The sequence below is a fragment of the Acinetobacter sp. TW_SC_4 genome (assembly GCF_054861205.1).
On record NZ_CM142174.1, the window covers coordinates 2,832,720 to 2,848,744 of the forward strand.

Genomic DNA, 16,025 nt, shown 5'->3' on the forward strand with positions numbered 1-16,025 from the left:
AGTTGAAGCATTTCAGATTTCTCTGAACTTGATTATTCAATTAAAGACTCACATGATACGGGAAGGTCCCAAAAGAATTATGCCGACGCCGAAGGCTTATTATATCGGCAAACAAAGCAAACTGTTGCGTTTAATTGTACCTCAGGTACATAAATCAGTTTGTCTGAAAAAATATGCCGCCAACCTAGTTGGTTTTTAAACGTAAACTGATACACATCAGATTAGTCGCACCCTGAAGACGACTTCAGGCTACAGCGTTTGATGCATTGGATCTGCACAGTTTGTAAAGATACGACGACAATTCCGTATCAAGACACTTTCTATAAAGAAGGGATGATCTTCGAGCAATGTGACAGTGAAAGTTACTCACATCTAATGCACCGCTTGTCCGCCAGTGAAACGTTCAGGTGACTTTAATCGTTTAAAGATTGAAGCCGTATTGCCATCATCAATACGTGAATCAAAATACCGAAGCTGATCTATATTCAATTAGACGCCGGGAATAAAAGACTCAGACCACAATGAAACTCATTGGAGATCTGGGCCATTGATCCGTGATGTGTGATGTTCGCTACGTGAATAGCGATTTTTTGCTGTGTATCACTATAAGGTGTTACACCCATGAAACGTATGTTGATTAATGCAACACATGCCGAAGAAATTCGCGTTGCACTTGTCACTGGTCAGCGTCTTTACGATTTCGATTTAGAGAATCGTACCCGTGAACAAAAAAAATCTAATATCTATAAAGGTCACGTAACTCGCGTTGAACCTTCTTTAGAAGCTGTATTCGTTGAATACGGCGCAGGTCGCCAAGGCTTCCTGTCTATGCGTGAAATCGCAAACTCTTACTACAAAGCCGATCCTCGTCAAACTTCAAATATCCGTGAACTGATTACTGAAGGCACTGAACTTCTGGTTCAGGTGGAAAAAGAAGAGCGCGGCAATAAAGGCGCTGCCCTTTCAACTTTCATCTCTTTAGCTGGTCGTTATCTGGTTCTGATGCCAAACAACCCGAAAGGTGGCGGTATCAGCCGTCAGATTTCCGGTTCAGTACGTGAAGAACTGAAAGAAATGCTGGCTTCTTTAAATGTGCCACGTGGTATGAGCGTCATTGTTCGTACCGCAGGCATTGGCCGTTCTCAAGAAGAACTACAGCTTGATCTGCAACATTTGCTAGACCTTTGGGCACAAATTCAAAGCACTGCAAATTCAGGCCCATCGCCTATGTTGGTCCATCAGGAAGCAGGTGTGGTAACTCGTGCGATCCGTGATTACCTGCGTGATGATGTAGCAGAAATCCTGATTGATTCTGAGCAAGCCTATAACGAAGCATATAACTTTGTTAAAGCAGTAATGCCGCTTCAGTTAGACAAACTGAAAACTTATACATTGAATGAGCCTTTGTTTGCGCATTTCGGTATCGAAAGCCAAATCCAGACTGCTTATGAACGTGAAGTGAAACTGCCTTCAGGCGGTTCGATCGTGATCGACCAAACTGAAGCTTTAGTTTCAATCGATATTAACTCAGCAAAATCAACTCGTGGTCAGGACGTTGAAGATACAGCGTTAAATACCAACCTTGAAGCTGCTGAAGAAATTGCTCGTCAATTACGTTTACGTGATATCGGTGGCTTAGTTGTTATCGACTTCATCGACATGACCAAAGACCGCAACCAGCGTATGGTAGAAGCGAAACTGCGTGAAGCAACACAAAGTGACCGTGCACGGATCCAGTTCGGCCAACTGTCTCGTTTCGGCCTGATGGAAATGAGCCGTCAACGTCTGCGCCCATCGTTAGAAGAAGCGACTGGTTATGTCTGCCCACGCTGTCATGGTACCGGTATGGTGCGTGACTTACGTTCTCTCTCACTTTCAATTATGCGTAAAGTGGAAGAAATCGCGCTACGTGAACGTCATGGTGAAGTTCAGGTTGAAGTACCAGTAGAAATTGCAGCATTCATGCTGAATGAAAAACGTCACAGCCTGGTATATCTGGAACAAACTTCAAATACACGTGTGACTGTACTTCCACATCCACACTTGGAAACACCCCACTACGAAATTTCGTATAACCCTGAAGGTTTCGCACCGACAAGTTATGAGCGTACTGAAGCAACCCGTTCAAGCGAAAAAGAACTGGGTTATGAGTCATCTGAGTGGCATTTAGAAGAAGAACATACGCATACCGCTGCACCAGCACCTGCTCAGCAGCAAAACAACGGCAAAAACAATAAACGCCGCAATAACCAGAACCAGCAAAATGTACAGCAAGCACCTGTTGCACAACAGGCACCTGCCCAAGTTGCGGCACCTGCAGCAAGCCCATGTGCATGGTTAGAAAACCTGTTCGTACAAAAACAGGCAACTACTGTTGATCAGTCTCGCACGGCGAACAATGCTGCTGCTGCCATCGAACAGATGGTGAATGGCGGTGCAGTGAGTCGTGGTCAGTTCGGCCAGGTTGCTCCTGTAACACCAGCAGTATCTGCACAGCCAGCAGCTGTTGTAGCACCGGCAACTACCGGCAATGCTTATCTGGCGCCTTCGACTGTGGCACATAAACCAGAGCGTGATCAGTCTGAAAAAACTGAACGTGAAGAGAAATCACAGCGTCATAACAAAAAAGCACGTAGCAACAAGCACAAAGAGCCACGTGAACAGGCGCAGTCTGATAATGTATCACAACATCAGATGCATGAAGAAGTGGTTCAGGTTTCTCGTCAGGAAGCGCGTGAAAACAAACGCAACTCTCGCCGTCAGCACCACAACGAGTCTGCACAGCAAAGCGATACTCACGGCAATGAGCAACAGCAAAACGTGCCACGTCGTGACCGTCGCAACCAGCAACGTCCAGAACGTCCAAATCGCCACCGCGATCCAAGTGTTCTGAATGAACAAGCTGTACCTCAAGCACCTGCTGCCGTTAAAGCTCCAGCAGTCAATGAAAAGCAAGTGCGTGTAGAACTGGTCGATGCTCCTCGTAAAGAAGTGATGCCAACAGCAATGGTGGTAAATATTGACGAGGCGAAAAGCGAAATTGTGGCATTGAATGACACTGCTCCAGTCGCAAAACCTGCTGTTGATGTGACTGCCCCTGCCGATGCTCCTGTAGAAGCGCCAGCTGCGGAAGAGTTCCTGGCTGAAGTGACTGCATCTGCTCCTGCAGAGAAAGCACCGGAAACTCAGTCATCATCAAAACAGCGTGCCAGCAATGACCCACGTCAACGTCGTCGTGACCGCCGCCGTGCTGCACACGGCCAACAGGCGAAAACTCAGCAATTGACCCCATCACAGGTGCCAACACTTGGCCAATACACCATTGGCAGTCTGATTCGCCATGTTTATGGCGAAGACTGTTCAGTCCTGATTGAACAGTTTGGTCTGTTGCCAACGTTTAACCGCGCATTGCAAAAGTTCACGCAGGAATATAATGCGACTTTAGCAACGGTTTCGACCGCGACCACAGAGAAAAAACCTGTAACTCGTGATGTAGAAGTCAGCAAAGCACAACCTGAAGCAGAACCTGCACCTGTGCTGGATTTAACTCCGCCTGCACCGGTTTCAGAGAAACGTGTGGCGAATGATCCACGTGAGCGTCGTCGTCTCGCTAAACTGGCTGCCGAGCAAGCATTACAGCAGGCTAAACAGCAAGCACAAGCTGAAGCAGAATCTACTGCAGCTGAACCTGCTGCAGAAGCAACGGCTCCAGCGGAAGAGGCGAAAGCTGAAAATACTGAAGCTGCACCTGCTGAAGCTCCGGTAGCCGCAGTAGAAAGTGCTGATACAACTGAAGCGACTCAAACTCCTGAGCCAGCTGCTGAAGCGCCTGTAGAAACTGCGAACGCTGAACAGGCTCCAGTTGAAGAAGCCACTGAAACGGCTACAGCTGAAGCAACTCCAGCAGAAAACGAAGCTGCGCCTACTGAAACTCCGGAAGCCGATAAAGCTGAAGAAACTGTAGCAAAAGCTGAAAAACCGGCTGCCCGCCCACGTCGTCCACGTGGCCGTCCACCGAAAAAAACCAATACTGCAACTGAGTCATAATTCACCCAATTGCAGTTAACTAAAAAACCTAGTCATTTCGGTGGCTAGGTTTTTTTTGCTAGATTTTGTCAGAATAGGTTGATTACTCTAGTTTCAACACGCTAAAAGATGGCTATCATCCGTTTATTGCATATAAATTAAACGCATTGGATACGAAAAATAATAGGACGCCCATGACCCAGACGAACCAACCCGATCTTATTGGCATTGCAGATGTCGCAGCCAAAATCCCTGCCTTCATCAGTAAGGTCCCTAATCTGCTGAACGGACTGCGACAGGCTTATTTACGTACTCCCAATACGCCCGCAGGCCTGGGTTTAGCTTTTGAAAAAGCAACACAGCGTAATCCTGAAGGTATTGCATTACGTTTTGAGGATCAGTCCTATACCTATGCTCACCTAAATGGCTGGGCGAACCAGATCGCACATTTCTACCTCTCTCTCGGTGCACAGAAAGGTGATGTGGTGGCCGTGATGGTCGAGAACCGTCCGGAGTTTATTGCCAGCGTGATTGGTCTAGCCAAGCTGGGCATCACGATTGCGCTGGTGAATACTTCTCAGGTCGGCAAAGTCCTGACACATAGTATTAATCTGGTGAAACCGATTGCGGTCATTGTCGGTGAAGAGTGCCGTGCTGCGGTTGATGAAATCCGTCATGATCTCAATATTGCCGCTGACCGTTTTCACTGGTTTGCCGATCAGAACACACAAGAAAATGCCGGACAGGCACCTGAAGGTTTTATTAACCTGGCAGAGCAGATTGACCAGTTCCCTAAATTCAATACACCGACCACACATTCGGTACAGGGTAAAGACGGCCTGTTCTATATCTATACTTCAGGTACTACTGGCTTACCTAAAGCGGTGGTCTTTACCAATAGCCGCTGGACACTCGCCTATGGCACCTATGGTCATGTTCTGAACCTGAATAAAGATGATGTGATGTACTGCACCCTGCCGCTTTATCATGCGACAGGCATTGTGGTGTGCTGGTGTGGGGTGATTGCCGGAAGCAGTACTTTTGCCATCCGCCGTAAATTCTCCACCTCTTCCTTCTGGAAAGATGTCAAAAAGTTCGATGCTTCTGCGATTGGTTATGTCGGTGAACTTTGCCGCTACCTGATGGATGCACCACCGTCTGAACTGGAAAAAGGCCATCGCGTTACCAAGATGATTGGTAATGGCATGCGCCCGAACATCTGGGATAAATTCAAATCCCGTTTTGGCATCAAGGAAGTACTGGAACTGTATGCCTCCAGTGAAGGTAATGTCGGTTTCAGCAATGTCTTTAACTTTGACAATACTGTCGGTTTCTCACCAACGCCTTATGCCATTATCGAATTTGACAAAGATAAAAATGAGCTTGTGCGTGATGCCAAAGGCCGCTGCAAACGAGTAAAAAAAGGTGAAACCGGTTTATTGATTGGTAAAATTACCCGCCGCTCCCCTTTCGATGGCTATACCGATCCGGAAAAGAACAAGGCGGTCACCATGCATGACGTGTTCAGCAAAGGTGATTCCTACTTCAATACGGGCGATCTGGTGCGTAATATCGGTTTCCGTCATGCTCAGTTTGTCGACCGTCTCGGTGATACCTTTCGCTGGAAAGGTGAAAATGTTTCAACGACTGAAGTCGAAAACATGCTGAACGAGTATGACAAAATTATCGAAGCTGTGGTTTATGGCGTAGAAATTCCGAATACAAATGGCCGTGCAGGCATGGCTGCAATTACCCTGCAATCGGGAAGCACCCTAAATGAGCAAGACCTGAAAAATATGGTCAGCACCTTTAAACGTTGTCTGCCTACATATGCAGTTCCGGTTTTTCTACGCATTCAAAAGCAAGTAGAAACGACCGGTACCTTCAAGTATCAGAAAAACAAACTGAAAGAACAGGCTTTTGATCCAAACAAGACCGATGAACGCCTGCTGGTTTTATTGCCAGGGAGCGATGCGTATTGTGAGCTGACTCAAGAAATTTTTGAGAACATTCAAGCCTATCAATATCGCTTCTAAGTGCCGAAGTTGCCTATTTTTTGTTTAGATAAAGCAGAATTGTTGTATTTATAATCAAACATAGGCAACTTTGTTATTTTTTACTTGCGCTGCAATGAGATCTTGCTACAATACGCTCCATCAAACAAAGTGGTGCTTTCAGAACTTTTTTAGTTTCTCTTGCACTGCACAATTAAGTCTTGCTTAATTGTTGGTTCAGGGCCGTTAGCTCAGTTGGTAGAGCAGTGGACTTTTAATCCATTGGTCCCGCGTTCGAGTCGCGGACGGCCCACCATTAAATTTGATATCCCCTGATGGGCCGTTAGCTCAGTTGGTAGAGCAGTGGACTTTTAATCCATTGGTCCCGCGTTCGAGTCGCGGACGGCCCACCATCATTTCTAAAATCTCTTTTTAGAAAATTCAATCAAAGTAGCTTTGATTACCCGAATGGGCCGTTAGCTCAGTTGGTAGAGCAGTGGACTTTTAATCCATTGGTCCCGCGTTCGAGTCGCGGACGGCCCACCATTCTCCCCTCTATATCTATCTTCTTCTTTCAATATTCTTATAATATTTCTATATTATTCAGTTCATTCTTTTTATTTAAGCGCAATTCATCCTGACAATTTTAAAATCGTCATTTTCATTTATGCTGTTTTTAAATTCTTTAGAAACCTTATCGCTTTTATTCAGTGATTTTAAATTCAGAATCTTTGACCAGTTCATACGCTTTAGAAGGCGCAGGATAACCCTGATCAAATAATTGCTGGTTTGTCCGTTCCTTTTCGTCATAAATTTTTTCCAGATTCATGACCAGATGCGTTGGGCTTTTAATCATATAGTAGAACTTTGCTCCTTCTTTACGGTCCACGATCAGTTCAGTTTGTTCCGGATTAATCGTCCAGCGGTCCTTACGATAGGTCATATTGCTTTCGGTCTGAACCCGTCTGGAATTATTCACAAAGACTTTGCCATAATGCACGATACTGCGATGCACTGTACCATCTGGCAATAAAGTCAAAATAAATACCGACTTCCCTTCCGTACAAGGCGCAAACCGCCCGTCACAATCAATCTGGGTAAGATAACGCCCGACATAGCTTTTGGCATAATCCGGTACAGGTTTAGGATCGACATTTGGTTCTACAGGCAATGCATTATAGGTTGCAGTCTGGGTGAGCGATTTAGCATTACGGGTGTCATAACTTTCATTGGCGGCGGAGATGACTACGCCATCTTGTGCCAAAGTTTTCGTAGTATCAGGTAAGGGTTTGCTTTGATGATCATCACAGGCAATCAGTCCTGCAACACTTCCCAGCACAAATCCAAGCCGGCATAAACCACTTAAATGATGCGATACATTCGATTTCATTTTAAAAATATACCTGAAGGGGTGCACATCTATATAGGCAGACGACTCACTGAAAACTTATAAGTTTTAATAATGAATTCAATGGAATTTTTATGATCTTAGTGATTTTTTAAGGATTATTTAATCTCCCGTAACATTACTTAACGAATTTATTTTCAATAGATACTTTAAAAATTTAGATAAAACTCCATTCTTATAAATATGAGTCATTTTTTAGACTCAATCTTATTTTTTCTATCAGGAGACTTGGATGGCCAATGTTGGTTTATATCGCTCTAACCGCTCAAACATGATTGCAGGTGTAATGGGTGGTATTGCTGAACGTTTTGGTTGGAACGCAAATTTATTACGCCTGATCTTTGTGATTATTTCGATCATGAGTGCCGCTTTCCCGGGTATCTTAGTTTATCTGGTTCTATGGTTAGTGATGCCAAAAAAGAATTCTATGCCTGATTATGCTGCGAGCAGAACTGATTATGAACGTCCTGTGCGTACCGTGAATCAGGATAAAGACTACCGATAAAATCGTTTCCTCTTTCACCTAAATATTCATATGGTGAAATTTTTATGCCACGGTCCTTCCCCCAAAAGATCGTGGTTTTTTTTTGCCTGATTTTTAGGTTTTGGCCTTATTACTTTTTTACGCTTTACCCTGCTCGCCTATTCAGGCTAAGGTGATACTTTCTACTTGAAATGGATTTCAGATGACGCAGGCAGAATGGGTTGTACTTTGGCTGTGTGCGATCGCAGCATTACTGCATGGGGTCAGTGGTTTTGGCTTTCCTATGCTAAGTACGGCTGCCTTATCCAGTGAATATGCCTTAAGTACAGCAGTCACTTTGGTGATTCTCCCCTGCCTGTTACTGAACCTTTGGATGCTCAATAGCGATCCAAAACATAGCCTGTTGCAGAGCATTCGCTATTATGTCTCACGCTATTGGCCACTCATGCTCAGCAGCTTGGTCGGTAGTGTGCTGGGGGTCAAATTACTCATCTGGATCAATGAAGGCTATCTTAAATTATTACTGGGTCTGGTGATTATTTTCTATATACTGGATCAGTTACGCTCTACTCCGCTTCGGGTCAGTAGCAGTCAGCTTAGTATGCTGGGATTCGGTTTACTGGCCGGCATGATTGGAGGTGCAACCAATGCCATGGCACCCTTCCTGATGATGTATCTGCTTAGCTGTCAGCTCTCCAAAACCGATATTGTGATTATCAGTAATCTTAACTTTATTGCCAGCAAACTGGTGCAGTTGACCTTACTCTTCCCGATTCTCATTTCTTTGCAAACCCATCAGCAACATATCCTGCTTGGAATCACGTTATTTGCTCTCATCGGTGTGTGGTTAGGGGGAAAAATACGGCATCGACTTTCCCAGCAACATTTCAAATATCTGGTGCTGTTTTTTCTATTTGGACTGGGGATTTACGCACTTTGGCAAAGTGTGGGATTATTACAACACTCTACTATACTGTTTAAATAATATCTTTTTTAATCAAACCACATATTTACTTTTATAAGAATTTCAAAAACGCTTTTAAATAAAAAAGTTGAGCAAGGAGGTTGTATGAACGACCCTTTACGCACCCCGACTGATGCCATGCCAAAAGGAATTCGAAAGGGCTGGATTTTAATTGTGATCGCTGCAGTGGTCTCTTATGGCTTGTATCATATTTTACCTTATGACGAAAATGCCAATAAGGGATTGGCCCTACTGACCTTTATCGCCATTTTATGGCTGACCGAAGCGATTCATATCACCATTACTGCCCTGCTGATACCTATACTGGCCGTCGTCCTCGCCATGCCCATGGCCAAAGGCGATGAACTGGAACCAATTACCACACAAGCAGCACTCACCACTTTCGCAGACCCCACCATCTTCTTGTTTTTTGGTGGTTTTGCCCTGGCCTCGGCGTTGCATATCCAGAAACTGGACAAGAAAATTGCCACGTGGATTATCTCGCTTTCCGGTGGACATCTCGGTGCGTCAGTACTGGCTATCTTTTTAGTGACTGCTGCACTGTCGATGTGGATTTCCAATACCGCCACCGCAGCCATGATGTTGCCCCTAGCGCTGGGTTTACTTTCGCATCTGGATGTTGAAAAAGATCGTAAAACCTTTGTGTTTATTCTGCTTGGGATTGCCTATTCGGCCAGTATTGGTGGCTTGGGCACTATCGTCGGTTCTCCACCGAATGCGATTGCAGCCAAAGCCCTCGGTTATGACTTCGCCGACTGGATGAAAGTTGGCCTGCCGATGATGTTCATTATCCTTCCGGCAATGTTAGTAAGCCTGTATCTGGTGCTACGTCCAAAACTGAATCATAAGGTGAATTTTGTCACTGAAAATATTCCCTGGACTACGACCCGTATTGCCACCATGATTTTATTCCTTTGTACCGCGACTGCCTGGATTTTCAGTAAAAAATTGACTGAAAATTTCGGCATTACACAGCCCGATACCTGGATCGCGATTCTGGCGGCCTGCATGGTAGTGATTCTGGGTACGGCTACATGGAAACAGGTTGCTGAAAATACCGATTGGGGTGTGCTCTACCTGTTTGGTGGCGGCTTGACCTTAAGTGCTGTCTTGAAGGATTCAGGGAGTTCTCTGGTCTTAGGTCAGACGCTGGCGAATGCTTTCGGTGACTCCTCTCCTCTCGTGATTATCTTTGTGGTGGCAACCTTCATCATCTTCCTTACTGAATTTACCAGTAATACTGCCTCGGCTGCCTTACTGGTTCCGGTCTTTGCCGCCATTGCCGACCAGATGGGTATGCCTAAAGAGATTCTGGTGATTGTGATCGGGATCGGTGCTTCTTGTGCCTTTATGCTACCTGTGGCGACACCACCGAATGCCATTGTATTTGGGACTGGTCATATTCAGCAAAGTGAAATGATGAAAGTCGGCTTTGTCCTGAATATCATGTGTATTTTCTTGGTTTCCCTGTTTATTTACTGGTTCTTTATCTAAGTTGAGATAAATCCAGATTCCAAATAAAAAAGCACCCAAGGGTGCTTTTTTCAGAATTATTTATATAAGAGTTCTTAAGTTCTCATTTTAAAATGGTTCAGTTCCTGATTCAGGGCAGCGATGATATCTGCGCGGCTAATAATTCCGACCAGACGCTGTTCACTCACCACCGGAATATAGTTAAAGGAACGCTCCACAAAATAGGGCACCAGATCCTGAATCGGCTGTAATGGCTGCACAGTAACTACCTTGCGGGTCATAATATGTTTGACCTGATGTTCCCAGCTGCTGCGCACATCTGCAGCACGTTTAAACCATTCTACCACCTGATACATGGCCAGCGTCCCCACCAGCTTGCCTTCCGCATTAACCACTGGCAGGCTCATCAGGTTCATTTGCTTAAACTTGTCCAGTGCATGCTGAATATCATCATTGGCATGCAGGGTCACCACGTCTTTGGTCATAATGTCCTGACAGGTAAACTGGTTGACCGCACGGGCATTGGCTCGGTCCTGCGCTTCCAGAATAATCTTTTGCAGGTCATATTCACTAATGTCCAGCAGCTCGGTTTGCTGATCCAGTACTTCCTGAATATCCTGTGGCTGAATGGTGACTTTCTGGGTCGGGGTCGGATCTTTGGAACGGGTATTTAATTGCGCCTGCTGCGGATAATGCTTGCCAATCATTCGGTTAAAGACGATAGCAATCACCATCAATAAAATCGAATTCAGCAGCACCGGATAGAAAACAAAAGCATAGCCGAGTTCATGCACCGCATTGCCGCCGAGTACCGCTGTAATAGCCACAGCACCACTCGGTGGATGCAGGGAATCTGTGGTCATCATTAAAATGATTGCTAATGCCACTGCCAGACTAAAAGCTTCGGTCGGACTGGCAATAAACAAGGCACAGGTCACACCCACCACAGCAGCAATAGTATTACCTACCAGAATATTCCAGGGCTGTGCCAAGGGACTGGCCGGAACCGCAAACAGCAGCACAGATGACGCCCCCATCGGCGCGATATACCAGGCTTCAAAATCCCCCAGAATCCATAAACTCAGTAATGACGATACCGTGAGACCCAGTAGTGCCCCAATACCGCAGAGTAAACGGTCTTTGAGTGGAAGAACTTTAAAATTCGGTTTTAAGGTATTGAGCCAGTCGAGATTGGAATGGAACACGGCGCGCCTGATTTTAATGTTTACAGATTTTGCGCATTATAAAACTAGTCGCTTTAAAGATGTATTCATTTTATATCTTTTAATTACACTTAAATGGATGCTGTTTAAAAATCTAAATCTCTCTCTAGGCGACAGCCATCCATCTAGTCCTCTTTTACGGTTCAATCCCTCATAGAATTTTCAATGAGATAATTCATGTCAGGTGATTTTAGCCTTAGCTTCGCTATGAGAATCAGGTTTAATCAGAGGTTCGATTTTGAGCAGTTCGACCTGACCATAATAGGTTGAGAAGGCCACATCTCCGGCATCTACCCCGGTGCCAATGCGAATCAGCTCGTCAACCGGAGCCAAACGGGTCGGATCAAACTGCACCCATCCTCCTTCCAGATAGGCTTCAAAAATGGCATGAAAATCGGGTAAAAATTTTTCAATTTCCACATAACCGACCACCATGCGTGCCGGAATTCCTAAAGCACGGCATAGTGCAATACCTAAATGGGCAAAGTCACGGCATACCCCTGCCCGGTGGACCAGTACATCTGTTGCAGTCGTAAACTGGTCAGAGCAGCCAGAGACATAAAAAATATTGTTATAAATCCACTGTTCAATGGCTTTTACACGCGTATAGCCGGGTGTCATCCAGCCAAATGAACGTTTCGCCATTTCAAGTATTAAATCTGAATTGCAATAGCGGCTGGCCAGCAAATAAGGTAGTACTTCATCCGGCAGGTCTGGAATTTTGACTTCATTCAGATTTTGCCTCAGATCAACCGGAATGCACGGCTGACGGGTAACTGTCGCGCTATAATTCAGTTCAAATGCTTCACAGGGCTCGAGTTGCAACCGGATATGGCGGTTTTGATGCTGAGCATCCCGAAATTGATGCCACTTGACCGGCATATTCATGGTGAGCTGTTCTTCGAGAATATTCTGATCGGGATGATGGGCGACCTGAACCATAAAAATAAATTCGGTAGGTTGCACAATCTTGTATTTTAAATGGCACTGAATTTGGTAAGTGGCCATGAAGTTCCTTATTATTAGGCATTATTATATTGTGTGAAGATTAAACTAATTCTAAGACCCCAATCGTATGAGATCAGTTTAACTTTATCGCGCTTCAGTGACCAGGATGTTATACATCTGATTTATTCCTGATTTTTAGATCTCACCCCATTGCTATTCCAGCATAAAATTGCAGCAAAGCCGCGCAAAATCTGGCATGAATGAAGACCATTTTAATTTTTTCCAAAATATTTTCAGCGTATTAACCCTTTGCCACTCCCCTGTAAAATCCTTATAATCAAGCACAATTTTTCTCTAATTTTAAGTGGATGACCATGAGTCGCGCCATATCGCATATTGATACCTTCCAAGGCTTAATTCTTGCCTTACAAAACTACTGGGCGGAGCAAGGCTGCGTCGTGTTACAGCCTTACGACATGGAAATGGGTGCAGGGACATTCCACACTGCAACATTCCTTCGTGCACTAGGTCCTGAAACCTGGAATGCCGCTTATGTTCAGCCATCACGCCGTCCGAAAGATGGCCGTTATGGTGAGAACCCGAACCGTCTGCAACACTACTACCAGTTCCAGGTTGTGCTTAAGCCAAACCCGGACAATATCCAGCAGTTGTACCTGGATTCCTTAAAGGCAATCGGTATTGATCCTTTAGTTCACGACATCCGTTTCGTGGAAGATAACTGGGAATCTCCAACACTGGGCGCGTGGGGTCTAGGCTGGGAAGTTTGGCTAAACGGTATGGAAGTGACTCAGTTCACTTACTTCCAGCAAGTCGGTGGTGTTGAATGCTACCCAGTTACTGGTGAAATCACTTACGGTCTGGAACGTCTGGCCATGTACCTGCAAGGTGTAGACTCGGTTTATGACTTGGTTTGGACCAAAGGTCAGTTCGGTACTGTGACTTATGGCGATGTGTTCCATCAAAATGAAGTAGAACAATCGACTTATAACTTCGAATATGCACCAGTAGAAAAAATGTTCGAACTGTTCGACTTCTACGAAGCTGAAGCAACGCGTTTAATCGAAGCTGAACTGCCATTGCCTGCTTATGAGCAAGTAATTAAAGCATCACACAGCTTTAACCTGCTGGATGCGCGTGGTGCGATCTCTGTGACTGAACGTCAGCGTTATATCCTGCGTGTTCGTACTCTGGCACGTTCAATCGCGACTAGCTATGTGGCTGCACGTGCGAAACTTGGTTTCCCAATGGCAGAACCTCACCTACGTGACGAAGTCCTGGCTCAGCTTAAAGCACAAGTTGAAGCAGAAGCGGCTCAAGCAGAAAAATCAGCGGAGAACAAATAATGTCTAAACATACAGTTTTATTTGAACTTGGCTGTGAAGAACTTCCACCAAAAAGCCTGAAAAAATTACGTGACGCTTTAAAAGCTGAAACTGAAAAAGGCTTAAAAGATGCCGGTCTTGCTTTCGACGCAATCGAAGCTTATGCAGCACCGCGTCGTCTGGCACTAAAAATCATCAACGTTGATGCTGCTCAAGCAGATACGCAAAAACGTTTTGACGGCCCTGCTGTTCAAGCTGCTTATGATGCTGAAGGTAAACCGACTAAAGCGCTTGAAGGCTTTATGCGCGGTCAAGGCATTACGGTTGATCAGGTTTCTACTTTCCAAGCCGGTAAAGTTGAAAAAGTCTGCTACCTGAAAGATGTCAAAGGCCAAAGTCTGGACGTTTTACTGCCACAAATCCTGCAACATGCTCTGGATCAATTGCCAATCGCAAAACGCATGCGTTCTGCTGCTAGCCGTACCGAATTTGTTCGTCCGGTGAAATGGGTTGTGTTGTTAAAAGACAGCAATGTGATTGATGCAAACATTCAGGATCACAAAGCAGGTAACGTGACTTATGGTCACCGTTTCCATGCGCCTGAAGCGATTATCCTGACCAATGCAGATGCGTATCTGGATGCCCTTCGCGCTGCGAAAGTGATTGCATCTTTTGAGGAGCGTCAAGCGATCATTGATCAGCAAGTAAAAGCATTAGCAGATGAAGTGAATGCGATTGCGATTGTTCCTGCTGATCTTCGCGACGAGGTCACTGCTCTGGTTGAATGGCCGGTAGCTTTACGTGCCAGCTTTGAAGAACGCTTCCTTACCGTTCCTCAAGAAGCCCTGATCACTACCATGCAGGATAACCAGAAGTATTTCTGTCTGGTGAATGCTGAAAACAAATTACAGCCTTACTTCATTACCGTTTCAAACATTGAGTCTAAAGATCCGACTCAAATTATTGAAGGTAACGAGAAAGTGGTTCGTCCGCGTCTGTCAGATGCTGAGTTCTTCTTCCTGCAAGACCAGAAACAGCCATTAGCTTCTCGTAAAGAGAAACTGGCAAACATGGTATTCCAGGCACAACTGGGTACTTTGTGGAACAAGTCTGAACGTATTGCCAAACTGGCTGTCGCACTTGCTCCGATTACGGGAGCAAAAGATGAAGATGCTAAAAAAGCGGCTCTTCTCGCTAAATGTGACTTAACTTCTGAGCTGGTGGGTGAATTCCCAGAACTTCAAGGCATCGCGGGTACTTACTACGCACGTCTTGAAGGCGAAAATGATGAAGTGGCTGAATCTTTAGGTGAGCAATACTTACCTAAATTCGCAGGTGACGTTCTGCCTAAAACCAAAACTGGTACAACGATTGCGCTTGCGGATCGTCTAGATACTTTAACTGGTATTTTCGGTATTGGTCAGGCACCTACAGGTTCTAAAGACCCGTTTGCGCTACGTCGTTCTGCGATTGGTATCCTGCGTCTGGTCACTGAAAACGAACTTGATGTATCAATTGAAGATCTAATTAAGCTTGCTCTAGCTGCGTATGGCGATGTATTGAAAGACCACGACAAGACTCTGGCAGATGCGGTTACCTTCCTTGAAGGTCGTTACCGTGCGAAATACGAAGACCAAGGCGTTGATGTTGACGTGATTCAAGCAGTTCAAGCGTTATCACCAAAATCTCCACTTGATTTTGACAAACGTGTAAATGCGGTAAATCACTTCCGTGCATTGCCTGAAGCTGCTGCACTTGCTGCTGCGAATAAGCGTGTGGCGAATATTCTTGCAAAAGAAGCTGCACCTGAAGGTGCTGTGGTTGAAGCCAATCTGGTGGAAGATGCTGAAAAAGCATTGTTCGCTGAACTGCAAAAAATCACACCGGTGGTTGAGCCGCTGTTTGCTTCTAAAGATTACACTGCTGCGCTGTCTGCATTGGCTGCCCTGCGTGCGCCAGTAGATGCATTCTTTGACGGCGTAATGGTGATGGCTGATGATGCTGAACTAAAAGTAAACCGTTTACGTCTACTTGCTCAGTTGCGTGATCTGTTCACTAAAGTTGCAGATATTTCAGTGTTACAGCACTAAGTTATAACTTCTTGTAAGTTAATGAAAACCTCGCTATAAATTAGTGGGGTT

The 16,025-nt window shown here is 45.2% G+C and carries 10 protein-coding genes and 3 tRNA genes; 10 read left to right on the forward strand and 3 right to left on the reverse strand.

Going from position 1 to position 16,025, the window contains the following annotated elements:
- The first annotated feature begins 621 nt into the window (after nt 1-621).
- The 5 genes from ACWM1W_RS13855 (at nt 622) to ACWM1W_RS13875 (ending at nt 6,566) form a co-directional block, all read left to right on the forward strand.
- Nucleotides 622-4,047: an Rne/Rng family ribonuclease gene (locus tag ACWM1W_RS13855; protein ID WP_461603272.1), complete on the forward strand. Its 3,426-nt coding sequence runs from the start codon at nt 622-624 to the stop codon at nt 4,045-4,047.
- Nucleotides 4,048-4,220: 173 nt separating this feature from the next.
- Nucleotides 4,221-6,062 carry a long-chain-acyl-CoA synthetase gene (locus ACWM1W_RS13860; RefSeq protein ID WP_104426650.1) on the forward strand — a complete coding sequence of 614 codons (1,842 nt, stop codon included), beginning with the start codon at nt 4,221-4,223 and terminating at the stop codon, nt 6,060-6,062.
- A 198-nt stretch (nt 6,063-6,260) separates the two neighbouring features.
- Nucleotides 6,261-6,336: transfer RNA gene (locus ACWM1W_RS13865), tRNA-Lys, on the forward strand.
- Nucleotides 6,337-6,357: 21 nt separating this feature from the next.
- Nucleotides 6,358-6,433: transfer RNA gene (locus ACWM1W_RS13870), tRNA-Lys, on the forward strand.
- 57 nt (nt 6,434-6,490) lie between these two features.
- Nucleotides 6,491-6,566, forward strand: a tRNA-Lys gene (locus tag ACWM1W_RS13875).
- Between the two features lie 157 nt (nt 6,567-6,723).
- Here ACWM1W_RS13875 and ACWM1W_RS13880 read toward each other — a convergent pair.
- Nucleotides 6,724-7,410, reverse strand: coding sequence for a hypothetical protein (locus ACWM1W_RS13880; protein ID WP_034169836.1), 687 nt, complete (start codon nt 7,408-7,410; stop codon nt 6,724-6,726).
- Between the two features lie 250 nt (nt 7,411-7,660).
- Between ACWM1W_RS13880 and ACWM1W_RS13885 the strand changes: the two genes are divergently transcribed.
- The 3 genes from ACWM1W_RS13885 to ACWM1W_RS13895 all read left to right on the forward strand — a co-directional run bounded on the left by ACWM1W_RS13885 (nt 7,661) and on the right by ACWM1W_RS13895 (nt 10,391).
- Nucleotides 7,661-7,933 (forward strand): PspC domain-containing protein, encoded by a 273-nt coding sequence (locus tag ACWM1W_RS13885; RefSeq protein ID WP_104426651.1) that lies wholly within the window; start codon nt 7,661-7,663, stop codon nt 7,931-7,933.
- A gap of 181 nt (nt 7,934-8,114) precedes the next feature.
- Nucleotides 8,115-8,897, forward strand: a complete 783-nt coding sequence (locus ACWM1W_RS13890; RefSeq protein ID WP_104426652.1) for a sulfite exporter TauE/SafE family protein — start codon at nt 8,115-8,117, stop codon at nt 8,895-8,897.
- Between the two features lie 84 nt (nt 8,898-8,981).
- The gene (locus ACWM1W_RS13895; protein WP_005232417.1) at nt 8,982-10,391 is read left to right on the forward strand and encodes an SLC13 family permease; all 1,410 of its coding nucleotides are present in this window, start codon (nt 8,982-8,984) and stop codon (nt 10,389-10,391) included.
- 74 nt (nt 10,392-10,465) lie between these two features.
- On the opposite strand, the gene ACWM1W_RS13900 is transcribed toward ACWM1W_RS13895, so the two are convergent.
- Complete coding sequence (locus ACWM1W_RS13900) at nt 10,466-11,575, reverse strand: HPP family protein (RefSeq protein ID WP_104426653.1); 1,110 nt, start codon at nt 11,573-11,575, stop codon at nt 10,466-10,468.
- Between the two features lie 198 nt (nt 11,576-11,773).
- Complete coding sequence (locus ACWM1W_RS13905) at nt 11,774-12,601, reverse strand: transglutaminase-like domain-containing protein (protein WP_104426654.1); 828 nt, start codon at nt 12,599-12,601, stop codon at nt 11,774-11,776.
- Between the two features lie 314 nt (nt 12,602-12,915).
- On the opposite strand from ACWM1W_RS13905, the gene glyQ reads away from it, so the two are divergent.
- Complete coding sequence (gene glyQ, locus ACWM1W_RS13910; RefSeq protein WP_005232423.1) at nt 12,916-13,905, forward strand: glycine--tRNA ligase subunit alpha; 990 nt, start codon at nt 12,916-12,918, stop codon at nt 13,903-13,905.
- Nucleotides 13,905-15,974: a glycine--tRNA ligase subunit beta gene (gene glyS / locus ACWM1W_RS13915; RefSeq protein WP_104426655.1), complete on the forward strand. Its 2,070-nt coding sequence runs from the start codon at nt 13,905-13,907 to the stop codon at nt 15,972-15,974. Before glyQ ends, glyS begins: the two co-directional genes overlap by 1 nt.
- Nucleotides 15,975-16,025: the final 51 nt, after the last annotated feature.

Bases quoted from the DNA above. Each gene is read 5' to 3' on its own strand.
- ACWM1W_RS13855 (WP_461603272.1), top strand. From the start codon at position 622: ATGAAACGTATGTTGATTAATGCAACACATGCCGAAGAAATTCGCGTT.
- ACWM1W_RS13860 (WP_104426650.1), top strand. From the start codon at position 4,221: ATGACCCAGACGAACCAACCCGATCTTATTGGCATTGCAGATGTCGCA.
- ACWM1W_RS13880 (WP_034169836.1), bottom strand. From the start codon at position 7,410: ATGAAATCGAATGTATCGCATCATTTAAGTGGTTTATGCCGGCTTGGA.
- ACWM1W_RS13885 (WP_104426651.1), top strand. From the start codon at position 7,661: ATGGCCAATGTTGGTTTATATCGCTCTAACCGCTCAAACATGATTGCA.
- ACWM1W_RS13890 (WP_104426652.1), top strand. From the start codon at position 8,115: ATGACGCAGGCAGAATGGGTTGTACTTTGGCTGTGTGCGATCGCAGCA.
- ACWM1W_RS13895 (WP_005232417.1), top strand. From the start codon at position 8,982: ATGAACGACCCTTTACGCACCCCGACTGATGCCATGCCAAAAGGAATT.
- ACWM1W_RS13905 (WP_104426654.1), bottom strand. From the start codon at position 12,601: ATGGCCACTTACCAAATTCAGTGCCATTTAAAATACAAGATTGTGCAA.
- glyQ (WP_005232423.1), top strand. From the start codon at position 12,916: ATGAGTCGCGCCATATCGCATATTGATACCTTCCAAGGCTTAATTCTT.
- glyS (WP_104426655.1), top strand. From the start codon at position 13,905: ATGTCTAAACATACAGTTTTATTTGAACTTGGCTGTGAAGAACTTCCA.